This window comes from Paraburkholderia solisilvae (assembly GCF_902859875.1).
Classification (GTDB): domain Bacteria; phylum Pseudomonadota; class Gammaproteobacteria; order Burkholderiales; family Burkholderiaceae; genus Paraburkholderia; species Paraburkholderia solisilvae.
In genome coordinates this window covers 1-21,767 of record NZ_CADIKF010000017.1, presented here as the reverse complement: position 1 = coordinate 21,767, position 21,767 = coordinate 1, and the positions used below count along the sequence as shown (strand labels likewise).

21 protein-coding genes are annotated in these 21,767 nt (G+C 64.3%); 17 read left to right on the top strand and 4 right to left on the bottom strand.

Features of this window, described 5'->3' with window-relative positions; translation table 11 throughout:
• Positions 1 to 15 precede the first annotated feature (15 nt).
• The 7 genes from HV675_RS12580 to HV675_RS12550 all read left to right on the top strand — a co-directional run bounded on the left by HV675_RS12580 (position 16) and on the right by HV675_RS12550 (position 6,309).
• The gene (locus HV675_RS12580) at positions 16 to 987 is read left to right on the top strand and encodes an MlaD family protein (protein WP_175111244.1); all 972 of its coding nucleotides are present in this window, start codon (positions 16 to 18) and stop codon (positions 985 to 987) included.
• A gap of 17 nt (positions 988 to 1,004) precedes the next feature.
• The gene (locus tag HV675_RS12575) at positions 1,005 to 1,643 is read left to right on the top strand and encodes an ABC-type transport auxiliary lipoprotein family protein (RefSeq protein WP_175111243.1); all 639 of its coding nucleotides are present in this window, start codon (positions 1,005 to 1,007) and stop codon (positions 1,641 to 1,643) included.
• Between the two features lie 31 nt (positions 1,644 to 1,674).
• On the top strand, positions 1,675 to 2,844 hold the full coding sequence (locus HV675_RS12570) for a VanZ family protein (protein WP_175111242.1): 1,170 nt from the start codon (positions 1,675 to 1,677) through the stop codon (positions 2,842 to 2,844).
• Positions 2,845 to 3,054: 210 nt separating this feature from the next.
• Entirely contained in the window at positions 3,055 to 3,378 is a 324-nt protein-coding gene (locus HV675_RS12565; RefSeq protein ID WP_175111241.1) for a (2Fe-2S) ferredoxin domain-containing protein, read from the top strand.
• Positions 3,379 to 3,490: 112 nt separating this feature from the next.
• A complete protein-coding gene (locus HV675_RS12560) occupies positions 3,491 to 4,117 on the top strand; it encodes an alpha/beta hydrolase (protein ID WP_175111240.1) in 627 nt (208 codons plus the stop codon).
• A 499-nt stretch (positions 4,118 to 4,616) separates the two neighbouring features.
• Positions 4,617 to 5,837, top strand: coding sequence for a D-alanyl-D-alanine carboxypeptidase family protein (locus HV675_RS12555; RefSeq protein ID WP_175111239.1), 1,221 nt, complete (start codon positions 4,617 to 4,619; stop codon positions 5,835 to 5,837).
• Between the two features lie 202 nt (positions 5,838 to 6,039).
• The gene (locus HV675_RS12550; protein ID WP_175111238.1) at positions 6,040 to 6,309 is read left to right on the top strand and encodes a DUF493 family protein; all 270 of its coding nucleotides are present in this window, start codon (positions 6,040 to 6,042) and stop codon (positions 6,307 to 6,309) included.
• Here HV675_RS12550 and HV675_RS12545 read toward each other — a convergent pair.
• Complete coding sequence (locus tag HV675_RS12545) at positions 6,275 to 7,303, bottom strand: transcriptional regulator GcvA (protein WP_175111237.1); 1,029 nt, start codon at positions 7,301 to 7,303, stop codon at positions 6,275 to 6,277. The two genes, HV675_RS12550 and HV675_RS12545, sit on opposite strands and share 35 nt — an antisense overlap.
• A 99-nt stretch (positions 7,304 to 7,402) precedes the next feature.
• Here HV675_RS12545 and HV675_RS12540 point away from each other — a divergent pair, with 99 nt between their 5' ends.
• The 9 genes from HV675_RS12540 to HV675_RS12500 all read left to right on the top strand — a co-directional run bounded on the left by HV675_RS12540 (position 7,403) and on the right by HV675_RS12500 (position 16,793).
• The gene (locus HV675_RS12540; protein WP_175111236.1) at positions 7,403 to 7,729 is read left to right on the top strand and encodes a DUF2917 domain-containing protein; all 327 of its coding nucleotides are present in this window, start codon (positions 7,403 to 7,405) and stop codon (positions 7,727 to 7,729) included.
• A 117-nt stretch (positions 7,730 to 7,846) separates the two neighbouring features.
• The gene (gene lipB / locus HV675_RS12535) at positions 7,847 to 8,722 is read left to right on the top strand and encodes a lipoyl(octanoyl) transferase LipB (RefSeq protein WP_246270215.1); all 876 of its coding nucleotides are present in this window, start codon (positions 7,847 to 7,849) and stop codon (positions 8,720 to 8,722) included.
• Positions 8,715 to 9,719 (top strand): lipoyl synthase, encoded by a 1,005-nt coding sequence (lipA, locus tag HV675_RS12530; protein WP_175111235.1) that lies wholly within the window; start codon positions 8,715 to 8,717, stop codon positions 9,717 to 9,719. The genes lipB and lipA overlap by 8 nt, the downstream gene beginning before the upstream one ends.
• A 302-nt stretch (positions 9,720 to 10,021) precedes the next feature.
• The gene (locus HV675_RS12525; protein WP_175111327.1) at positions 10,022 to 10,303 is read left to right on the top strand and encodes a hypothetical protein; all 282 of its coding nucleotides are present in this window, start codon (positions 10,022 to 10,024) and stop codon (positions 10,301 to 10,303) included.
• Between the two features lie 2 nt (positions 10,304 to 10,305).
• Positions 10,306 to 10,830, top strand: a complete 525-nt coding sequence (locus tag HV675_RS12520; RefSeq protein ID WP_175111234.1) for a helix-turn-helix transcriptional regulator — start codon at positions 10,306 to 10,308, stop codon at positions 10,828 to 10,830.
• A 40-nt stretch (positions 10,831 to 10,870) separates the two neighbouring features.
• The gene (gene ugpQ, locus HV675_RS12515) at positions 10,871 to 11,635 is read left to right on the top strand and encodes a glycerophosphodiester phosphodiesterase (protein WP_175111233.1); all 765 of its coding nucleotides are present in this window, start codon (positions 10,871 to 10,873) and stop codon (positions 11,633 to 11,635) included.
• A 444-nt stretch (positions 11,636 to 12,079) separates the two neighbouring features.
• Positions 12,080 to 13,360, top strand: a complete 1,281-nt coding sequence (locus HV675_RS12510) for a dicarboxylate/amino acid:cation symporter (RefSeq protein WP_175111232.1) — start codon at positions 12,080 to 12,082, stop codon at positions 13,358 to 13,360.
• A gap of 4 nt (positions 13,361 to 13,364) precedes the next feature.
• Positions 13,365 to 15,425 (top strand): ATP-binding protein, encoded by a 2,061-nt coding sequence (locus tag HV675_RS12505; RefSeq protein ID WP_175111231.1) that lies wholly within the window; start codon positions 13,365 to 13,367, stop codon positions 15,423 to 15,425.
• Positions 15,426 to 15,443: 18 nt separating this feature from the next.
• Positions 15,444 to 16,793: a sigma-54-dependent transcriptional regulator gene (locus HV675_RS12500; protein WP_175111230.1), complete on the top strand. Its 1,350-nt coding sequence runs from the start codon at positions 15,444 to 15,446 to the stop codon at positions 16,791 to 16,793.
• A gap of 106 nt (positions 16,794 to 16,899) precedes the next feature.
• Here the strand turns inward: HV675_RS12500 and HV675_RS12495 are convergent, their stop codons facing one another.
• A complete protein-coding gene (locus HV675_RS12495; protein WP_175111229.1) occupies positions 16,900 to 18,507 on the bottom strand; it encodes a M35 family metallo-endopeptidase in 1,608 nt (535 codons plus the stop codon).
• A gap of 546 nt (positions 18,508 to 19,053) precedes the next feature.
• Complete coding sequence (locus tag HV675_RS12490) at positions 19,054 to 19,578, bottom strand: TlpA disulfide reductase family protein (protein WP_175111228.1); 525 nt, start codon at positions 19,576 to 19,578, stop codon at positions 19,054 to 19,056.
• Between the two features lie 184 nt (positions 19,579 to 19,762).
• Here HV675_RS12490 and HV675_RS12485 point away from each other — a divergent pair, with 184 nt between their 5' ends.
• A complete protein-coding gene (locus tag HV675_RS12485; RefSeq protein WP_377700448.1) occupies positions 19,763 to 20,458 on the top strand; it encodes a hypothetical protein in 696 nt (231 codons plus the stop codon).
• A 335-nt stretch (positions 20,459 to 20,793) separates the two neighbouring features.
• On the opposite strand, the gene HV675_RS12480 is transcribed toward HV675_RS12485, so the two are convergent.
• Positions 20,794 to 21,767: YifB family Mg chelatase-like AAA ATPase (locus HV675_RS12480; RefSeq protein WP_175111226.1), on the bottom strand; the 974-nt coding region annotated here is incomplete at its 5' end.

The window sequence follows — 21,767 nt, the reverse complement described above, 5'->3', positions numbered from 1 at the left end:
CTGAGGAACCTGACGATGGAAAACAAATCCCACGCCTTCTGGGCCGGGCTCTTCACCGTGGCGCTCGCACTCGCGGTCGCGGCAGCGGCGTTCCTGTTCAACGTCGACCGGTCGGTGCGCGTGCCGTACGACCTGATTTCCCGCACCAACGTGACGGGCCTGTATGCGGACGCGGCGGTGCGCTTTCGCGGGCTCGATGTCGGCAAGGTGCAGTCGCTGAAGTTCGATCCGAGCCACCCCGGGCAGATCATCATCCGCATCATGGTCGACAAGCGCGCGCCGATCACGCATTCGACGTTCGGCACGCTTGCGCTGCAGGGCGTCACCGGCATCGCGTTCGTGCAGCTCGACGATACGGGCAAGGACCAGACGCCGCTTGCGTCGTCGGCCAGGCAGGTTGCGCAGTTGCCGTTGCATCCGGGTCTCTTCGATCAGCTGCAAAAGCGCGGCGACGTTCTGCTGCGCGAACTCGAGAAAGTCGCGGCGGATGTCGACGACCTGCTGTCCCCGGAAATGCGCGACCAGCTGATCGCCACCGCGGCGAGCCTGCAGAAGGCGGCTGACGGCGTCACGTCGCTCAGCCACCAGATGGCGCCGGCCGCCGGCAAACTGCCTCACACCGTCGATCAGCTGAATGCGACGCTCGCCTCGACCAACCAGCTCATCACCAGCCTGAACCGCACCAACGGTCCGCTCGAAACGAATCTGAACAAGGTCGGCACGGCCGCGCAACAGGCGGGCGATGCGTTGACCGAGATGAACGCGACGTTGCAGGAGTTGTCGGCGCGGGTCGGCTACGACACGCTGCCGAAGGTCAACTCGCTGGCCGACGATGTGCGCACGGCGGTGCGCTCGGTTGACAAGGCGGCGGATACGTTCAGCGAGAGCCCGCGCAGCATCCTGTTCGGTGCGCCGAGTCCGGCCCCGGGTCCCGGCGAACCGGGTTTCTCATGGCCCGATGCGCAGGCTGCGGCTACGCAAAAATGATCTGAGAGGAATACGCCATGTCACGCATGATGAACCGCCTTCTCCCGTCCGGCGTTGCGCTTGCCGCGGCGCTTGCGTGGGCGCTTGCCGCCGGCGCGCTGCTCGGCGGATGCGCGAGCAATTCGTCGGCGCTGTCGGACACCCGCTACGATCTCGGGCCGCCCGCGCAGCTCGCGAACGCCGCGCCGCTGCCGGTGGTGAAGGTGCTCGATGTCACCGCGCCCGAGACGCTCGGCTCCGACAGGCTGATCTACCGGCTGAGCTATGCGGATGCGCAGCGCATGGCGGCGTACGCGACCAGCCACTGGACCATGCCGCCCGCCCAGTTGCTCACGCAACGATTGCGCGGCGCGCTGTCCTCGCGCGGCACGGTGCTGACGGGCGGCGACGGCGTGCACGCGCCGGTGCTGAGGGTCGACCTCGAAACGTTCGAGCAGGACTTCGACGCTCAGACGCAAAGCCACGGCACGGTGTCCGCGCGCGCGACGCTGTCCTTCCAGGGCAAGGTGATCGGCCAGCGCACCTTTGTCGCCCGCGCGCCGGCGAGCACACCGGATGCGGCCGGCGGCGCGCGTGCGCTGGCGGCGGCGAGCGACGATCTGGTCGCGCAGATCAGCGCATGGCTCGGCACGCAGGCGCTCGCCGCCGCGCAATGAGCGGCGTGCCGCGCGCGCCCCGGAGCGCTGCATGACCGACAAGCTGTGGCAGCGGCACCCGTCGACGTTTGCAAGGCAGGCGCTCGTACTCTACGCGGCGCTTATCGTGTACGGCTCGTGGTATCCGTTTTACGGCTGGCGTTCGCTGGGCCTTGCGCCGTTCGCTTATCTTGCCGATCCGCTGCCGCAATACCTGACGCTTTTCGACGTCGTCACCAATGTGTTCGGCTATATGCCGTTCGGCGCGCTGGTCGTGCTGGCCGTCTATCCGCGCCTGCGCGGCGCGCCGGCGGTGGCGCTCGCGTTTGCAGCGGGCGCGCTGCTGTCGGCGCTGATGGAAGCGGGTCAGACCTATTTGCCGACGCGCATCGCATCGAATCTCGATCTGGCCGCGAACGGGCTTGGCGCGTTGCTCGGCGCGACGCTGATGTCGCCTGCCACCGGCGCGCTGCTCGATCGCGGCCTGTTGCGCCGCCTGCGCTTCCTGTGGTTCGAGCGCGATCGCACCGCGATCATCGGCATCGCGGCGCTCTGGCCGGTTGCCACGATGTTTCCGGCGCCGCGCCTGTTCGGCCTCGGTGACTGGCCGCGCGCGTTGTGGCAGCACTTCGACGCCGGCATGCAGGACACGCTGCTCGCGTGGACGCCCGCCGCATGGCACGTGCCTTCATGGCCGGCTCACGCCGCCGCATGGCTGCCCGACGACGGCTGGGAGGCCGTGATTACCGCGCTGAGCCTGCTGTCGGCCGGCGCGCTCGCGTCGCTGCCGATGCGTACGCGTGCGCCGCGCAGGCGGCTGCTCGTCGCGTTTATCGTGTTGACGCTCGTCGTGAAGGCGGGCGTGACCTTCCTGCAGTCGCAAAGCGGCCTGCTGTTCGATTGGGCGACGCCGGGTGCGCTGATCGGACTCGCGTGCGGCAGCGCCGCGGTTTTGCTCGCGCTGGCGTTGCCGCCCGCGTGGCGCGCGACGCTCGCCGCCGTCGCGCTGATCGCCGCGCTGGTGTTCGTCAATCTGCTGCCGGTGAATCCTTATTTCGATGTCGTGCTGGCGGACTGGCGCCAGGGGCGTTATCTGCACTTCAACGGGCTCGCGCGCTGGCTTGCGTGGACGTGGCCCTATGCGGCGCTTGTGTGGCTCGCGTTTTCCGCCGAGCGCGCATGGCTCACGCGGCGGCGCGCACGCGGCACGAAGCGCGACTGACGGGCGCGAGTCCTGAACCGCCGGTGAGCGGCGCGTGGAAGCGGTGGTGAGAAGCCGGGATGAGAAGCGGTCGTTATAATCGGTTGCATCGAAGGAGATCGACGCCTGCTGAAGTTTCGGGTCATTGCCGTGCTTCGACGCCGGACTTCGCGCTTCTCGCGTTTCTCGCGTTCCGCACTTTCAACAACATTTCGCCTGCCGATTACGCCGATGGATTCATTTTTCAAATATCACGTGTTCTTTTGCCTGAACCAGCGGGAACCGGGTGCGGCGCGCCCATGCTGCGCGAACTGCAATGCGCAGGAAATGCAGGAATACGCAAAAAAACGGGTGAAGCAGCTGGGTCTCGCCGGGCCCGGCAAGGTGCGCATCAACAAGTCCGGGTGCCTCGACCGCTGCGAAGAAGGACCGACGATCGTCATCTATCCCGAAGGCACGTGGTACACGTACGTCGACGCAAGCGACATCGACGAAATCGTCGAGTCGCACCTTGTGAACGGCAAGATCGTCGAGCGGCTGAAAATCGATCAGTGAACCCGGCTCATCAATCGGCTGTAGCCGATTCGTAACCGGTCCGCGGTTCGCTCCCGGCTCACCCTCAGTTCACCCTTAGTTCATCCCTGCAATTGACCCAGAAGCGGCGCCAATGAATGCTCATACGCAGAAATTTTTGATCGACGGTCCGATCGGCAAGATCGAAGTCGCGCTCGATCTGCCCGATGGCGAGCCGCGCGGTATCGCGCTCGTCGCGCATCCGCATCCGCTCTTTGGCGGTTCGATGGATAACAAGGTTGCGCAGACGCTTGCGCGCACGCTGGTGCAATTGAATTACGTGACGTACCGCGCGAATTTCCGCGGCGTCGGTGCGACCGAGGGCGAGCACGACAACGGCATCGGCGAGCGCGACGACCTGCGCGCGGTGCTCGACTACATGCGCGCGCAGCCCGGGCAGGCCGATCTGCCGCTCGTGCTCGCGGGTTTTTCGTTCGGCACGTTCGTGCTGTCGCACGTGGCCGCGCGGCTGCGCGAGGAGGGCGGTGCGATCGAGCGCATCGTGTTCGTCGGCACCGCGGCGAGCAACTGGGACGTCGCGCCGGTGCCGGAAAACACGCTCGTGATTCACGGCGAGATCGACGACACGGTGCCCATCAAGTCGGTCTTCGACTGGGCGACGCCGCAGGAACTGCCGGTGGTCGTGATTCCGGGCGCCGAGCATTTCCTGCATCGCAAGCTCCACATTCTGAAGCGCATCGTCGTCGACGCGTGGCGTTGAGTGCCGTGCGCGTCGTGTGCGTCGTGTCCGTAGCGCGGTAACGGCTGCGCGCGTCGCGCGACTGCCCCGGTGTCGCCGCATTTCGCCGCAAGGCGGGCACGATGCGCGCCGCGATGTGCGCGTGACGCGCGCCGCGCGCGGTGCATGAACACAACACATCTGCAAAAGACACCGTAAAAAGCGTGGCCCGGCTGGAAAAATGTGGTCTTGCGGCGCGTATAATGAGCGCTCTTTTTTGGGCGCAGCGCCCCTATTTCGCCGCAGGCATCGCGCAATGATCCGCTTCGATCATCTTCGCGCCGCGACGGACGCGAGGCGCGCTGCGCGAACCGATCGCGTAGCCGGTGGTCCAAGAAGCGCCGCGTTGCCTTCAATCCTTGCCGCTCACCTCGTTGTTGGGGCATCGGTGAGGCACGATGCGGCGCGACGTACGCTAGCCGGCTTGCTCACACCGCGCGCCGCTCACGCGTGATTGCCCATTTCTGCCTGAACCGATCCTATGCGCTTTTCCAATCCCGGCTTCCCGACACTGGCGTCCTTCGTTCCCCCATCCATCAGCCGCGCCGCGATGCTCGGCGTGGTGCTGCCCGCGGCACTCGTCGCGAGTTCCTCGTTTGCGCAGGTGCCGCCGCCGGCCGTGAACGCACGGTCGTGGGTGCTCGTCGATGCGACCAGCAACCAGGTGCTCGCGTCGGGCAATCCGGATGAGCGCGTCGAACCCGCTTCGCTGACGAAGCTGATGACCGCGTACCTCGTGTTTCAGGCGCTGCAGTCGAAGAAAATCTCGATGGAGCAGACCGTGACGCCGAGCGAAGCGGTCCGCCGCGTGAAGAACGACGAATCGCGGATGTTCATCGAAGCGAACAAGCCGGTGACGGTGCACGATCTCGTGTACGGCATGATCGTGCAGTCGGGTAACGACGCGGCCATCGCGCTCGCCGAACTGGTCGGCGGCAGCGAGTCGCAGTTCGTCACGATGATGAACGCCGAAGCGCAGAAGCTCGGCATGAAGAACACCCACTTCGCCGATGTGAACGGCATGCCCGACGCGCAGCACTACACGACCGCGGGCGACCTCGCGGTGCTGTCGACGCGCCTGATTCGCGATTATCCGGACTACTACAGCATCTTCTCGGTCAAGGAATTCACGTACAACAAGATCAAGCAGCCGAACCGCAACCGCTTGCTGTGGATCGACCCGACCGTCGACGGCCTGAAGACCGGGCACACGCAGGCCGCGGGCTACTGCCTGATCGCAACGGCGAAGCGTCCGCTGGCGGGCGTGCCCGACGCGTCGCGCCGCCTCGTCACGGTGATGATGGGCGAGCAGAAGGAGCACGACCGCGTACAGGACAGCCTGAAGATGCTGAACTACGGCTACAGCGCGTATGACGTGGTGCGTCTGTACAAGGCGGGGCAGGTCATCGAAACGCCGCGCGTGTACAAGGGCACGCAGGACACCGTCAAGCTCGGCGTGACGATGGACCAGTACATTACGCTGCCGAAGGGCCTCGGCGACAAGCTGAAGCCGCAGGTCGAGCACGCGGATCCGCTGATCGCGCCGATCGCGGCAGGTCAGCAGGTCGGTACCGCGAAGCTCGTGTCGGACGGCAAGACGCTCGCGCAATTCCCGATCGTCGCGCTGCAGGCGGTGCCGCAAGCGGGCATCGTGGGCCGCGTGTGGGATTCGTTGATGCTGATGTTCAACAAGAAGAAGTGAGCGTGCGGCCGCAGCGGCGGCCGTCCGGTTTGATGGTCGCGCGCGTGCTGGCGGGGGCGCGCGGTTTGGCCGCGGGTTGCTCGCAGTTTGCACGTAGTTTGCACGCGAGTTCGCGCTGCAAGTGTGCCTGTGTGGTCTGCGCGCCGTTTTTCCCGTCGTTTGCCCGCCGTTTGCCCGCAGTTTGCCGTAAGGAGGCGATAGCATGAGCGCCGAAAGAGATTCACTGATTGATTTCCCCTGCGATTTCCCGATCAAGGTGATGGGAAAATCGCACCCGGAATTCGTCGCAACCATCACGGGCGTGATCCTGCAATTCGATAGCGGGTTCGACGCCGCATCCATCGAGACGCGCCCGTCGAGCGGCGGCAACTACACGGGGTTGACCGTAACCGTACGTGCGCAGAATCGCGAGCATCTCGACGATATCTACCGGGCGCTCACCGGGCATCCGATGGTGAAGGTTGTTCTGTAGTTTTCTTCGCGGGTTTGCGCGGGCTCGCATCGCCTCCAGACCGGCTCTTCGGATGCCCCTGCGCACGGCGCTTCGGGCCGGTTGAGCCAACCCGTTGCAACTCGTTCCTGAAGCGCTCGGCTTCAGTGAAAATCCAGTCGTGGAAGGCTTCGACGCGCGGCGTATGCCGCAACTGCGGCGGGCAGACAAAAAAGTATTGCCACGGGCTCGGACCGTCGACATCGAATAGCCGTACCAGCCGCCCTGCCTCGATTTCATGCGTCGCCAATGCGCGCCGCGTAAGCGCGACACCCTGCCCGTCGATCGTCGCCTGCAGCAGGTTAGACGAATCCTGATACAGCACGCCACGGCGCGGTTCCGGCCAGTCCGGCAGACCGGCCGCGTCGAACCAGCGCTTCCACAACTGATCGTCCGATCGCAATAACGGCACATTGGCCAGGTCGGCAGGTGTTTTCGGCAGATCGCCGCCGTTGAAGTCCGGCGTGCAGGCCGGAAAGAACACTTCCTCGAGCAATAGTTCGACGTGCAGGCCCGGGTACCGGCCGTAGCCGAACCGGACGGCGACATCGACGTCATCGCGTGCGAAGTCGACCAGCACGTTGCTGGTCTGCAGCTCGAGGTCCCACTGCGGATTCGCTTCGATAAAGCTGCCGACGCGAGGCGTCATCCAGCGCGCGGCGAACGACGGCAGGATTGAGACGACGAGCCGCTTTTCCCGATCGCTTGAGCGAATTTCACGGGTGGCTTCGGCGAGTCCGACAAGCGCGGTGCGCACGCGTACCGCATAGCGCCGGCCAACGTCGGTCAGACGCAGACGCTTGCCTTCGCGGGTGAAGAGCGTGACGCCGAGTTCGGCTTCCAGCGCGCGAATCTGATGGCTCACCGCGCCGTGCGTGACAAACAGCTCGTCGGCGGCGCGCGAGAAGCTTTCGTGCCGCGCGGCGGCTTCGAACGCCTTGACCGCGTTCAGTGCAGGCAGATCGCGAAGGTCCATTGTTAGTTTTTCTCACATAACCGTGAAAAATGATCGTTTGGTGCAAACCCTTGTCCCGTCTACGATTGTAGGCATGAAACGTTCATTTGCGAGGGTGTCATGCAAGAAATTTCCTCTAGCATCCGCTTCGAACTCCTGGCTGGCGAGACGGTGCCGCTGCGCGTCACCAGCAGCACGCGGCTGTCGGTGCATGGCGGCGCGGTATGGGTGACCCGCAGCGACGACGTCGACGATTACTGGCTCGAACCGGGTAGAGCGTTGCGGCTGCGTCGCGGCGAACGGTTGTGGCTGAGCGTTGAGCGCGGCACGCACGCGTATGTCGTGTTCTATGTGCCGAAGCGGGCCAACGAGCGTGCGCTCAACTGGCTTGCGCGGGTCGTCGAGCGGCTCGGCGCGCGCGTGCGCGGAGACTGGCGGACGGTGTGACGGGGCGGCTGCCAAGGCCCGCAGCGAGCATTGGTATGGCCCCGTATCGATCCGGGCCTCTCGTGGATCGAGCTGCCGTCGGCGTGACACGCAAGTTTTCGGTAAACTCGCGCAATCATGTGTGCCACGCCGGTTATCCCGCCTGTCGCGCCGTCCGGTTCTACCCGTGCCGGAGCGGCGCTACCTGAAACCACCCCGGTTGGCGCTGCCGCGGCAGCGCCCGTTTCGACGTCCATCGTGCTGCGTTGGCGCGCCATTGAACCCTACGCGGCCAGTTTCGACGCGATGCGCGCGTTCACCGAAGCGCGCACCGCCGAAACCGCGGACGAAATCTGGCTCGTCGAGCATCCCCCCGTTTTTACGTTAGGCCAGGCGGGCGACCCTGCGCATCTGCTGGCGGCGGACAGCGGCATTCCGCTCGTCAAGGTCGACCGGGGCGGGCAAATCACCTATCACGGCCCTGGTCAGGTGGTGGCCTATCTGCTGCTCGATTTGCGGCGGCGCAAACTGATGGTGCGCGAGCTCGTGACACGCATCGAGCAGGCCGTGATCGAAACGCTCGCGGCGTATAATCTCGCCGGAGAACGCAAGGCGGGCGCGCCGGGCATCTATGTCGCGCCGGGCCCGGCCGCAGGGCCGCACGTCGGCGCGAAAATCGCCGCGCTGGGGCTGAAAATCCGCAATGGCTGCAGTTACCACGGCGTAAGCCTGAACGTGGATATGGACTTGCAGCCGTTTCTCGCGATCAATCCATGCGGTTACGCGGGGCTCGAAACGGTCGATATGGCGACGCTGGGTGTAAGCGCCGGCTGGGCCGAAGTCGCCCGTACGCTGGCAGCGTGCCTCACCGCAAACATCGACGGTGTTTTCCCCGCCGCGACTCAGCCGCAGACCCAATTGCAGCCAAAATCGCAGGTACAACCGCAGACAAAACCGCAGGCAGAACCGCAGGCCTGTTCTGCTACCGCCTCACTGGAACGAACGAATGACTGACGTTACCGCGAACCTCGCAGGCCAACCCACTCCCGATGCCGCTGCGGCGCCTGCTGCATACGATGCGACGGCCAAGCAGAAAGCGCAGGCGAAGACTGCGCGTATCCCGATCAAGATCGTTCCAATCGAAAAGCTGAAGAAGCCGGACTGGATCCGCGTGAAAGCCGCGACCGGCAATTCGCGCTTCTACGAAATCAAGCAGATTCTGCGCGAGCACAACCTTCATACGGTGTGCGAGGAAGCGAGTTGCCCGAACATCGGCGAGTGCTTCGGCAAGGGCACCGCGACGTTCATGATCATGGGCGACAAATGCACGCGCCGCTGCCCGTTTTGCGATGTCGGCCACGGCCGTCCTGATCCGCTCGATGCCGACGAGCCGCTCAACCTGGCGCGCACGATCGCGGCGCTGAAACTAAAATACGTGGTGATCACGAGCGTGGACCGCGACGACCTGCGCGATGGCGGGGCGGCGCACTTTGTCGAGTGCATCAGCAAGACGCGTGAGCTGTCTCCGGAAACGCGTATCGAGATTCTGACGCCTGATTTTCGCGGGCGCCTCGATCGCGCGCTCGGCATCCTGAATGCCGCGCCGCCCGATGTGATGAACCACAACCTCGAGACGGTGCCGCGTCTGTACAAGGAGGCGCGCCCGGGTTCGGACTACGCGCACTCGTTGAAGTTGCTGAAAGACTTCAAGGCGCTGCATCCCGATGTCGCAACGAAGTCCGGTCTGATGGTGGGGCTTGGCGAAACGGAAGAGGAAATTTTGCAGGTGATGCGCGACCTGCGCGCACATGACGTCGACATGCTGACGATCGGTCAGTACCTGCAACCGTCGGAACACCACCTGCCGGTGCGCGCGTACGTGCATCCGGACACGTTCAGGATGTACGAGGAAGAGGCCTACAAGATGGGGTTCACGCACGCGGCGGTCGGCGCGATGGTGCGCTCGAGCTATCACGCCGACGTGCAGGCTCACGGAGCCGGCGTGGTCTGAAGACGCCACGCTTCGAGTCACAGGTTTGCTGCAAGCCCGCTTTCCATGCGGGCTTTTTTGTTTCATGCGGTCCATGCGATGGCGCCGCCGCCGAATGCTCCGGACTACATCGTTCGGCATATTGATGTGTGACGGCTTGCCCGGCACGATGCTCTCTCTCGAACACGTTGCGAGGGCATCCATGAACGAATACTTTTCAACTGGGGCATGTTTCGTACTACGACGGTACGGTGAAAGTCGCGCCATCTCAAAAAAGTTGTCAATTGACAACGACGAATTACATCTCTATTCTTGAGGTCAGCATGACGCGTTCAGTTCATCCCAAGAAGGAGATAGAAGCAGCGCTCAAGCATGCCGAAGCACACGGTTGGCGTGTCGAGGTTGGCGGAAGTCACGCTTGGGGCAAGCTTTATTGCCCTTACAACGACGACGAATGTCGCTGCGGAGAGTTTTGTATCGCCTGTGTGTGGCGCACGCCGCGTAGCGCGGGCAATCACGCCAACGCGTTGAAGCGGGTTGTCGACAACTGTGCGACGCACATGAAACATCGGCCGGCCATACGGCTCGTATCGAACAAGGAGTAGCTATGGACTACGTTTTCACGTTGAAGTATCAGCTGTCGGAACGCGACGTCGATATGGACGATCTTCTCGAGCGGCTCGGTGCGGCGGGTTGCGATGACGCGCTGGTCGGTCTCGGGCAACCGGGGCGCATCGCACTCGAATTCACGCGCAAGGCGAGGTCGGCGGAAGAAGCGCTCGTCAGCGCGCTCGCAAGCGTCAAGACGGCCGTGCCGTCGGCGAGGCTGATCGAGGCTGCGCCCGATTTCGTCGGGCTCACCGATGCTGCGCAAGCGGTCGGCGTCACGCGGCAAAACATGCGCAAGCTCATGATCACGCATGCAACAAGCTTTCCGACACCGGTTCACGAAGGAACCACGACGGTGTGGCATCTGGCCGACATCCTCGGGTGGTTGCGGTCCAAGGGCAACTACAATTTCGAGCAGTCGCTGGTCGACGTCGCGTCAACCGCGATGCAGATCAACCTCGCCAAGGAGGTGCGCCAAATGACACCACGCATGCAGCGGGAAGTTCGCATGCTGGTTGCGTAGTGAGTGTGGGTACATCGAACCAGTCTTACGCAGGTCCATGATGAGAAACAAAACCGATGACGGGCTATCCGCGCTCTGGCCATACCCGCAGTGGGTGGCACATCGCTGCGGCGGCAAGCTTGCGCCGGAAAATACGCTGGCCGGGTTCGACGCGTGCGTGCGGCACGGCTACCGGATGGTCGAGTTTGACGCGAAGCTCTCGTCGGATAACCAGACGTTTCTGCTGCACGACGACACGCTCGACCGCACGACAAACGGGCGTGGCGACGCGGCGAAGCAGACGTGGGCGCACCTCGCCGTACTGGATGCGGGTTCGTGGTTCGATCGCCGCTTTGCGGGCGAACACCTGCCTACGCTGGCGGATGCCGCCGCTCGTTGCGAGCGGGACGGCCTCGCCGCCAATATCGAAATCAAGCCCTGTCCTGGTCGCGACGCATTGACTGGAGAACTCGTCGCGGCGGTGGCACTTTCGCTGTGGCGCTCGCAAACGCCGTTGCTGTCATCGTTCTCCTTCGACGCGTTGGCTGCGGCACGCGCCGCCGCCCCCCATCTGCCGCGCGGCATGCTGTTCGACGAGGTTCCCGGTGACTGGCGGCGCATCGTGGGTGAGTTGCAGTGCGTATCGCTGCATGCGGATCACCGGCATCTGACGCAACCGCTGATCGACGAGATTCACGCCGCCGGGCTGCGGGTCCTCGCCTATACGGTGAACGATCCGGTTCGCGCGCGGCAACTCGTGCAATGGGGCGTCGACATGATTTGCACGGACCGGCTCGACCTCATTGGCGCTAACGCGTTGTCCTGAATCCGGTCGAGCGCACCGTTGCGTCGCGATGCTCCTGGGTCCAGGCTTGCGTCCGCAGATACCCGAAAGAGACAGCGCGAACAGTCCCGACAGCCCGCGCGCGCTTAGGGTTTCACCCTGCACCCACATTCTGGAATCTCCGACATCCCGATTCCGGATTTCCGGAAACCCGGACAGCCCATCCCGTCTGGGCGAAAAATAGCTTTGAAAATCAACGCGCAGTCGAACTGCTTGCGTTGGCATCGACTTTGCAAAGTATCGGCGCGGCACGCTACGTTGCCGCTCACAAATAAAGCAAGGAGACAACGATGCCTGAATTCCTGTCCTGGACCTTCTGAAATCGTCGTCTTGTAGCGGCTTGTCAGTCGCGCGCAGGCGTACGACCTTCGTTCGCAGCATGCGCGGCCCGGCGAGCCAGTGGCTCACTCCCTCGCAGGAACCATCGTGAAGAAACCCTTCTATAAAATCCTTTACGTCCAGGTGATCGCCGCGATTGTCATCGGCATCATCCTCGGACATTTCTCGCCGGCCTTCGCCGTCGACATGAAGCCGCTTGGCGACGGCTTCATCAAGCTGATCAAGATGGTGATCGGCCCGATCATCTTCTGCACGGTCGTCACCGGCATCGCCGGCATGCAGGACATGAAGAAAGTCGGCCGCGTCGGCGGCAAGGCGCTGCTGTACTTTGAAATCGTGTCGACGTTCGCACTGGTGCTCGGCCTGATCGCGACGCACGTGTTGAAGCCGGGCGTCGGCTTCAACATCGATCCGGCGACGCTCGATGGCAAGGCAGTCGCGTCCTATGCCGCGAAGGCGCATGGCCAGACGACCGTCGACTTCCTGATGCACATCATTCCGGACACGATCTCGTCGGCGTTCGCGCAGGGCGAAATCCTGCAGATCCTGCTGGTCGCGCTGCTGTTCGGCAGCGTGCTCGCGACGATCGGCGAGCGCGGCAAGGTCGTCACCGACTTTATCGAAGGCATCTCGGGCGTGCTGTTCGGCATCGTCAAGATCATCACGAAGCTCGCGCCGATCGGCGCATTCGGCGCGATGGCCTTCACCATCGGCAAGTACGGTATCGGCTCGCTGCTGCCGCTGCTGAAACTGATCGGCACGTTCTATCTGACCTCGATCGTGTTCGTGGTGGTCGTGCTTGGCATCATCGCGCGCGCGGTCGGCTTCAACATCCTGCGCTTCGTGGCGTATATCAAGGAAGAGATGCTGATCGTGCTCGGCACGAGCTCGTCGGAAGCAGCGCTGCCGCAACTGATGCTGAAGCTCGAGAAGCTGGGCTGCTCGCGCTCGGTGGTGGGTCTCGTGGTGCCGACCGGTTACTCGTTCAATCTCGACGGCACCAACATCTATATGACGATGGCGGTGCTCTTTATCGCGCAGGCCACCAATACCGACCTCACGCTGACGCAGCAACTGACGCTGCTGGCGGTGACGATGCTGACGTCGAAGGGCGCAAGCGGAGTGACCGGCGCAGGCTTCATCACGCTCGCCGCGACGCTGGCGGTGGTGCCGACCATTCCGCTGTCGGGCATGGTGCTGATCCTCGGTATCGACCGCTTCATGAGCGAATGCCGTGCGCTGACGAACATTGTCGGCAATGGCGTTGCGACGGTGGTGGTGTCGGCGTGGGAGCGCGAACTCGATCGCTCGAAGCTGCGCGCGGTCATGCGGCGCGACGTGTCGGTCAGCGAAACCGCTGAAGTCTAGGCAAATGGAAACAACGGCGCCGCAACGCACGGCGGCGCCGCCTGCGACCGAGTGGCAAACACATGCTGCGCGGGGGCGGGGAGACCACCTATATCACGCGGCGCGGCACGCAGCCGACGCCGCGCAATGTGACACAATAGGCGAATCCGACCAACCCGACTCCGGATCGGACTTCGCCATCGTGACTCGCCGCCTGCTCGTTTTCTTCGCGCTCGTCGCCGGGCTTGCGGCGGCGTGTGGGCTCACGTGGTCGATCAGCTGGCAGCGCGGCATCGAAACGCTGCGGCTGAACGCGGCGGTGCGTGCCGACCGTACGACGAGCGCGCTCAGAAGCACGCTCGAACGCTACGAGTCGCTGCCGTATCTGCTGGCCGAACACCCGATCGTGCAAGACGTCGTGGTAGCGCCGAATCCGGCCAACGTCGAACGTGCGAACCGCTATCTCGAAGACCTGAACCGCCAGGCGCGCGCGAACGTCACCTACATCATCAAGGCGGACGGCATCTGCGTCGCGGCCAGCAACTGGCTCGATTCGGACAGCTTTGTCGGCGTCGAGTACCTGTTCCGGCCGTACTTTATCGACGCGGTGCGTGGCCACGTCGGGCGTTTCTTCGGCATCGGCACGACCTCGCACGATCCCGGCTATTTCATCTCGCAACCGGTGTTGCGCGACGGCAAGATCGTCGGCGTGGCGGTCGTCAAACTCAATCTCGAGTGGTTGCAGGGCGCGGATGCGTCCGAGCCGCTCATCGTCACCGACGATCACGGCGTGATCTTTCTGTCGTCGGTGCCGGCGTGGAAGTACCACACGGTGCGGCCGCTTTCCAATGACGTGATCGAGTCGATCCGGCAAACGCGCCAGTACGCGCAGCAATCGATCGCGCCGCTGCCGATGACCATTGAACGCACGCTGAGCGGCCACGCGCAGATCGTGCGCATCGGCGGCGGGCGCTACGCGCCGCGTTATCTCGCGTCGAACCGCGCGCTCGGCGAACCGGACTGGCATCTGATCACGATGTCGCCGGTCGATCCGGTGAATGCGAACGCGCGTTATGCGACGATCGTGACCGGCTTCGGCTATGTGTCGGTATGCCTGCTGCTGTTTTACTGGCGCATGCGCCGCGCGCGCGTACGCGAAGTGATGCGCAGCCGGGCGCTGCTGCAAAAGGCGTATGCGGAGCTGAACCAGCGCGTTGCCGAGCGCACCGCGGACCTGTCGCAAGCCAATGAGCAGTTGAAAAACGAAGTGCGCGAACGCGCGCGCGCCGAACAGGAGTTGCGCGCCGCACACGATGAACTGATCCAGGCGAGCAAGCTTGCCGCGCTCGGACAGATGGCGGCGGGCATCACGCACGAGCTCAACCAGCCGCTCGCCGCCTTGCGCAGCTTCTCGGACAACACGCGCGTATTGCTCGAGCGCGGCGACCAGGCGGCCGCGCATGAGAACCTCGAGGCGATTGCCGCGCTGACTGAGCGCATGGGCAAGATCACCAATCAGCTAAAGCTTTTTGTCGGCCGCGCGCGGCCGCGTAATGTGCGCTCGCCGGTCGCGCGCGCGTTGCATAACGTGCTCGCGCTGCTGCAAAAGCGCTTGCAAGGTGTGACGGTCGAGGTGTCGCTGATCGATGCGAGCGCCGCGCAACCGGTCCGCGAGCGCTTCGACGTCGAGGCCGAGCATCGGGAACTGATGGTGGCGTGCGACGATCTGCGTCTCGAGCAGGTGTTGATCAATCTGCTCGGCAATGCGCTCGATGCGGTGGCCGACGTGCCCGCGTCGCGGATCGCAATCGATATGGAAGCCTCCGACGCGACGCTGACCATCGCCGTGTGCGACAACGGGCCGGGCATTCCAGCCGATGTATTGCCGCGGCTGTTCGAACCGTTCTTCACGACGAAAGAGATGGGACAGGGGCTCGGCCTCGGCCTTGCGATTTCGTCGTCGATCGCGCGCGACTGCGGCGGCTCGCTCGCCGCGCGCAATGCGCCGGACGGCGGCGCGGTGTTTGCGCTGACGCTGCGTCGCGCGCGCGTGCCGATCGGCGACCCGCTCGCGGCGGGAACCTGAATTCATGTGACGACGATCATGGTGAACAAAAGCATCCAGGTGCTGTACGTCGAAGACGACGAACTCGTGCGGCGCGCGAGCGTGCAGAGCCTGCAGCTCGCGGGCTTCGAAGTGATGGGGCATGCGGCTGCGGAGTCCGCGCTGAAACTGATCGGCGCCGATTTTGCGGGCGTCGTGGTCAGCGACATACGGCTGCCCGGCGCGAGCGGGCTGGAACTGCTCGCGCAATGCCGCGAGCGCGCGCCGGATGTCCCGGTGATTCTCGTCACCGGGCACGGCGACATTTCGATGGCCGTGCAGGCGATGCGCGACGGCGCGTACGACTTTATCGAGAAGCCGTTCGCTTCCGAGCGGCTTGTCGAGACCGTGCGGCGCGCGCTGGAGCGCCGCACGCTGGTGCTGGAGAATCTCGCGCTGCGTCGTGAGCTGGCGGGGCAAAGTTCGGTCGCGCCGCGCATCATCGGCCGCAGTCCGGCGATCGAGCAGGTGCGCCGCCTGATCGCGAACGTCGCGCCGACCGACGCGGCCGTGTTGATCAACGGCGACACCGGCGCGGGTAAGGAACTGATCGCGCGCAGTCTTCACGAATTGTCGCCAAGGTGCGACAAGCCGTTTATCGCGGTCAATTGCGGCGCACTGCCCGAGCAGATGTTCGAGTCCGAGATGTTCGGCTACGAACCGGGCGCGTTCACCGGCGCCGCGAAGCGGCGCATCGGCAAGCTCGAGCACGCGTCGGGCGGCACGCTCTTTCTCGATGAAATCGAGAGCATGCCGCTTGCGCTGCAGGTGAAACTGCTGCGTGTGCTGCAGGACGGCGTGCTCGAGCGGCTCGGTTCGAACCAGCTCATTCGTGTCGATTGCCGCATCGTGGCCGCGGCGAAAGGCGATATGACGGAGCACGTCGCGGCCGGCACATTCCGGCGCGATCTGCTGTACCGGCTGAACGTCGTCACGATCGCACTGCCGCCGTTGTCGGAGCGTCGCGAGGATATCGTGCCGCTCTTCGAGCATTTCCTGCTCGACGCGGCGGTGCGATATCAGCGGCCCGCGCCGATGCTGACCGACCGGCAGCGCACGAGTCTGATGCAGCGCGAGTGGCCGGGCAACGTGCGCGAGCTGCGCAACGCGGCCGACCGCTTCGTGCTGGGTATCGTCGACGATACGGTTGCGACGTCGGCCGACGACGCGGCGACGCTGTCGCTGAAGGAGCGCGTCGAGCAGTTCGAGCGCGCGGTGATTGCCGAGGCGCTGGAGCAGGCGGGCGGCGCGGTCGCGGTGGCCGCCGACCGGTTGCAGCTGGGCAAGGCGACGCTTTATGAAAAGATCAAACGCTATGGATTGGCGGCGGGCGCGGAAGGCGAACGCTAGCGTTGGCAAGGGCCGGCCATTGGCCTTCGGCCGGTCCATGAATGACGTGGCGATCCTGCGTCCAGCACCGCTCGCTTGCGGCGAAGCGCCTGCCACGCAGGTCTCGTTATGCCGACGTCACTTGCCGGATAAACATGCCGTAGTTTTCGGCGTTGTTCATGGCGGTCGCGCTGTTGGTTCGGGCGAGCGTCAGCGCGTTCCGGTCGCCGTAAATGTGATCGCGAGTACCGCCGATGTCGTCGAAATGGCTCAGCTCATGGGCCAGCGTGATCTCCGGCGTGTTCTTGCCGAATACCGGATCCAGCATGTGCGGCCGTACGTGGATCGTGTGTGACCGGTCGTTGGGGAACACGTGCGCCATTTCCCAGTTACCGGGAGCCGGCGGATCGAGGGCGAACTTATAGTCCCCGGAGGCAAGTGTTTGCCGCATCTTCATCAGGGTCTGCCTGATCTGGTCAGGGTTTGCGTTCGCGCCGAACCACTGCTTGAGCTCAGGGTCGTTCGCGCCGTATTTGTCGAGCCTGTCAAGTGCGCGATCCAGGATGTGTATCAGGTTGTGGCTCGCGCTATTCAGGCGGTTTAACTGCGCTTGCGAAAACTGGGACGCGGCGCCGCGCATTTCCGGATCGGGAGCGGCCGTGTTCCCGGAGGGGCCTGTGTTTCGCCTGGGGCGTGCATTGCCTGCGCCGCCCGTCGGGCCTGCTGAGCCGCCGTCGCCGCCGCCATCGCCGCCTGTTGGATCTGCTGAGCCGCCATCACCGCCGCCTGTTGGGCCTGCCGAGCCGCCGCCGTCGCCGCCTGTTGGGCCTGCTGAGCCGCCGCCATCGTCGCCTGTCGGCCCTGCCGCGCCGTCGCCGTCACCGCCCGTCGGGCCCGCCGCATCGTCGTCACCATCACCGTCATCGCCGCGACCGGCCACGCGGCCTGCCGGGCCCGCGCCGCGGCCATATCGACCATCGCCGACCGGGCGCCAGTCGGAGGTTGTCGTGTCCGCGGGGGGCGCGTGTCGATCACCTGCGCCGGGCTGGCGCGAGTCTGCGTCGCCCTGCCCCGTACCAGGCTGGGTCTGAACATCGATGGGTGAACCGGGCGCGGGATCGCCCGGCTTGTTCCGATTGCTTGCCGGGTTGTCCTCGCCGTCGTGTTTGCGCTTGAGCATGTCCTGCACACGTGCCGTCAGCTCGTTCCATGCGTTGCGCAGGTATTGGCCTTGTGCGCTCCATACCTCCTGCAGATGGTTGCCCTGCTCATCCCACCCGTCGCGCACGTGCGCTCCGTTCGATGCCCACGTATCGCGGGCGTGCTGTCCGGTCTTTTCGTTCCATGCATCACGTACGTGCGTGCCATCCGTGTCCCACATCTCGTGGGCGCGCATGCCGTTCCGGTCGTTCCACGAATCCCGGATGTGCGCGCCGCTGTCGTCCCAGCGATCGCGAACGTGGTTGCCGTTCGCGTCGTCGATCGAATTTCCGGGACGGCTGGCCGCGCCGGGTTCTTCCGGCCGCGGCGGCTGGGTGGCGTTCCACGTCGGTATACGGTCGGCGTCGTTACCGTTGTTGCTTCGCGTGAGAGGCGTGTTGCCGATACCGTACGGCGTCGCATTGACGTTCGATGCGGGCCGCCCTGTCTGAATATCCGGATCCGCCTGTTGAGCCGGTGGATACAGACCTGTCTGCGGTTGCGACGCAGGCGCAAGCGCAAGCAGTGGCGGCATCTGGTCCGGCGCTCCTTCGCGCGCATACGTGTTGCTATAGTCACTGATTCTCATGAGGCTCCCGTCTCTGATGTAGCGATTCGCGGTGCGAGCTGATAGATCGATGCATGCACAACGAACTGCCGTTGTGCAGACCGGCGCTCGACTGAAGTGCACGCGCCGAACGATTTAAGCATCGGGTTGCGGGCGGCGTGACATACCGGGATCGCACATCAAACGGCGTCAGGAGCGGTCAGATATCGGCGCGTGCGCCGCCGGGATGGAGGACGTGGAAAGACGGGAGGTGAATGCGACGCTGTGTTTGCAGTGCGCAACCTGCGGACGGGCGCACACGAGGGCACAACAAAGCGCACAACAAAGCGCACAACAAGGCGCACAACAAGGCGCACAACAAGGCGCACAACAAGGCGCACAACAAAGCGCACAACAAAGCGCACAACAAAGCGCACAACAAAGCGCACAACAAAGCGCACAACAAAGCGCACAACAAAAAGGCCCGCGCTCGATGCGCGGGCCTATTGCAAAAACTTGCTGCGTAATGACGGCTCAGACTGAGCCGAGTTCCTTATCGAGCAACGCGTCGAGTTCCTGGAAGCTCGGTTCACCGACGTAGCGCTTCAGAATCTTGCCATCGCGACCGATGACGAACGTGGTCGGCGTGAGCTCCACATTGCCGAACTGCTTCGCGGCGGACCCGTCGTCCATCGCGACCTTGAACGGCAGGCGGCGCGTTTCGGTGTAGTTGCTCACGTACATCGGCGCGTCGTAAGGCATCGCGACGGCGATGAATTCGAGTCCTTTGCCCTTGAAGCGGTTATACGTGTCGACCATCTGCGGCATTTCCTTCATGCAGGTGTCGCAGCTCGTCGCCCAGAAGTTCACCAGATAGACCTTGCCTTTGAGATCGGCAGTCGAGATCTTCTGACCGGAAAGGAGCGTGAAGGTGGCGTCGGGCGCGTGCTGCTGGCTGCCGAAAGCGAAATAGCCCGCGAAGGCGATTGCGCCGGCGACCACCGCCATCGCGATATAGCGAATCGGGCTCGCGCGCCGGGAAACTGTATCTTGACTCATGGATCGGACCTCTGGGGCGCACCGTGTGCGCGAAAGCGGCAGGCTCGCGTTGCTCGCGTGGGCGGGCTCACTTGCTCGCGTGTGCTGCGGCAGCCATTGTAGCCTCAATCGGAACCGGCCGGCAGCGGCGTGCGTGCTGGCGGATAATGGCGTTTTCAGCGCAATTCCGACTGTCCTGTCATTCATGTTTCGTGTCGATTTCCGTTCGCTTTCGCTTTGCGGCTCACTCCGCAGCTTCCTTCGCAGCTTCTTTCGCCGTACTCCCGATATCGAAGCCCCAGCGGCGCTTGCCGGCTGCGCCGCGCCGGCAAGCGCGATCAGCCGGTCAAGCCGGTTTGCGCCGTATCGTGCGCGAGGCGTATGGGCATGGCTATGGGTGTGCGCCGCGTCGCTCGCCGCGTGTTCGCCGACTTACGACTGGCGCACGATCATGAACAACGACAACGGCTACACCGTCGACCTGCCGGCGAAGCCGAGCCTCGATGAGCGGCAGATCGACATCGACGGCAAGCCGATGCGGATGGCGATGCAGATCGCCGAAGCCGGCGATACGGTATTCGCGGTCGGCACGGTGATGCTGCCGAACGACGATCCGCAGACGCAGCGCGAGGCGCTCGACTTCCTGCGTAACGGCCTTGCACGCAATCTCGGCGCCGCACCTGACGCCCACGCGACGCCGGTGCCGCTTGCCGCGGGCGGGGACGTCGAAGGCCTCGAAGTGACGTTCAGCGGCGCCGCGGGCCCGAAAAAGGAGCCGCGGATCATGCACGCACGCCTTGTCGCGAAGGGACGGCACGTCTATCAGGCGGCGGTAATCGGCAAGCAGGAGCTACCGCCGGAGCAGCTAGATCAATTCTTCCAGTCGTTCAAACTGTATTAAGACCGGTAAAACGTCCGCCTTCGACGAACCGTGTAGTGCGATTCGAAGTGAAAGTTCCTTCGTAGCTAAAGGCGCTAGTGGGCGGATTTCTCAGAGATTTTTCGGTTACCCACAGGACCTGTGGATATCTTTGTTGAAAACTCCCTGTGGTGGCCCGCAAAAGCCCGTCCAGCGGGCCTGAGGTTATTTTGCCCTGATTCTTGGCACAGCGAAAATCTCAACAAAATCAAAGGACTTTAACGCAGGCCTCACAAGTACCTTTCAGTTGTATCAAAATCTGTCGAGGCCTGCTTTGTGTGTATAAGTCAAGTCTTGACACGCTTATTTTGCTGAGATCAAGCGTTTGCGAACACCCGCCGGTACTGCACCGCTTCCGCTATCTGGGTTGTATTTGGCGTGTCGACGCCGGCAAGATCCGCGATCGTTCGCGCAACTTTCAGCACCCGGTAATAGGCCCGCGCCGACCAGCCGAAGCGTTCGCCCGCCTCGCGCAACAGGCCTTCGCCTGCGTTATCCGGCCGGCACACCTCGTCGACCTCGCGTCCGTCCAGCTCCCGGTTCGTCTTGCCTTGCCGCGCGAATTGACGCTCGCGCGCCCGCTGGACGCGCGCGGCGATAGTCGTGCTCGGTTCGCCGCTTTCCGCCGCGCGTGCCGAAAGCTCAGCGGGCGAAAGCGCGGGAATCTCGATCTGGATATCGATGCGGTCGAGCAACGGTCCGGATAGTTTGCGCAGATACCTCCCCGCGATTTCCGGCGTGCACCGGCAGCGGCCGTTCGGATCGCCTCGCCAGCCGCACGGACACGGGTTCATCGCGGCGATCAACTGGCAGGCAGCCGGAAAGTCGGCTTGCCACGCGGCGCGGGAAATGGTGATCCGCCCGGCCTCGAGCGGTTCGCGCAGCGTCTCGAGCACGTGCCGGTCGAACTCGGGCAATTCGTCGAGAAACAGCACGCCAAGGTGCGCCAGCGTGATTTCGCCGGGGCGCGGCGGATTGTGGCCGCCCACCAGCGCGGCCGCGCTCGACGAGTGGTGCGGCGCGCGAAACGGCCTTTGGCGCCACTGAGCCGGCGAGAAACCGCACATGCTCGCCGAGAGCAGCGCGGCCGAGGTCAACGCCTCGTCGTCGGTCATTGGTGGCAGCAGGCCGGGCAGGCGGGTCGCCAGCATCGATTTGCCGGCGCCGGGCGGCCCGACCATCAGCACATGATGGCCGCCGGCCGCGGCGACTTCGAGCGCACGGCGCGCGCCGCGCTGCCCGATCACGTCGGCCATGTCCGGCGCCGCCGGCGCGGTCGCCGCGTCGAGCG

Bases quoted from the DNA above. Each gene is read 5' to 3' on its own strand.
- HV675_RS12580 (WP_175111244.1), top strand. From the start codon at position 16: ATGGAAAACAAATCCCACGCCTTCTGGGCCGGGCTCTTCACCGTGGCG.
- HV675_RS12575 (WP_175111243.1), top strand. From the start codon at position 1,005: ATGTCACGCATGATGAACCGCCTTCTCCCGTCCGGCGTTGCGCTTGCC.
- HV675_RS12570 (WP_175111242.1), top strand. From the start codon at position 1,675: ATGACCGACAAGCTGTGGCAGCGGCACCCGTCGACGTTTGCAAGGCAG.
- HV675_RS12565 (WP_175111241.1), top strand. From the start codon at position 3,055: ATGGATTCATTTTTCAAATATCACGTGTTCTTTTGCCTGAACCAGCGG.
- HV675_RS12560 (WP_175111240.1), top strand. From the start codon at position 3,491: ATGAATGCTCATACGCAGAAATTTTTGATCGACGGTCCGATCGGCAAG.
- HV675_RS12555 (WP_175111239.1), top strand. From the start codon at position 4,617: ATGCGCTTTTCCAATCCCGGCTTCCCGACACTGGCGTCCTTCGTTCCC.
- HV675_RS12550 (WP_175111238.1), top strand. From the start codon at position 6,040: ATGAGCGCCGAAAGAGATTCACTGATTGATTTCCCCTGCGATTTCCCG.
- HV675_RS12545 (WP_175111237.1), bottom strand. From the start codon at position 7,303: ATGGACCTTCGCGATCTGCCTGCACTGAACGCGGTCAAGGCGTTCGAA.
- HV675_RS12540 (WP_175111236.1), top strand. From the start codon at position 7,403: ATGCAAGAAATTTCCTCTAGCATCCGCTTCGAACTCCTGGCTGGCGAG.
- lipB (WP_246270215.1), top strand. From the start codon at position 7,847: ATGTGTGCCACGCCGGTTATCCCGCCTGTCGCGCCGTCCGGTTCTACC.
- lipA (WP_175111235.1), top strand. From the start codon at position 8,715: ATGACTGACGTTACCGCGAACCTCGCAGGCCAACCCACTCCCGATGCC.
- HV675_RS12525 (WP_175111327.1), top strand. From the start codon at position 10,022: ATGACGCGTTCAGTTCATCCCAAGAAGGAGATAGAAGCAGCGCTCAAG.
- HV675_RS12520 (WP_175111234.1), top strand. From the start codon at position 10,306: ATGGACTACGTTTTCACGTTGAAGTATCAGCTGTCGGAACGCGACGTC.
- ugpQ (WP_175111233.1), top strand. From the start codon at position 10,871: ATGAGAAACAAAACCGATGACGGGCTATCCGCGCTCTGGCCATACCCG.
- HV675_RS12505 (WP_175111231.1), top strand. From the start codon at position 13,365: ATGGAAACAACGGCGCCGCAACGCACGGCGGCGCCGCCTGCGACCGAG.
- HV675_RS12500 (WP_175111230.1), top strand. From the start codon at position 15,444: ATGGTGAACAAAAGCATCCAGGTGCTGTACGTCGAAGACGACGAACTC.
- HV675_RS12495 (WP_175111229.1), bottom strand. From the start codon at position 18,507: ATGCCGCCACTGCTTGCGCTTGCGCCTGCGTCGCAACCGCAGACAGGT.
- HV675_RS12490 (WP_175111228.1), bottom strand. From the start codon at position 19,578: ATGAGTCAAGATACAGTTTCCCGGCGCGCGAGCCCGATTCGCTATATC.
- HV675_RS12485 (WP_377700448.1), top strand. From the start codon at position 19,763: ATGTTTCGTGTCGATTTCCGTTCGCTTTCGCTTTGCGGCTCACTCCGC.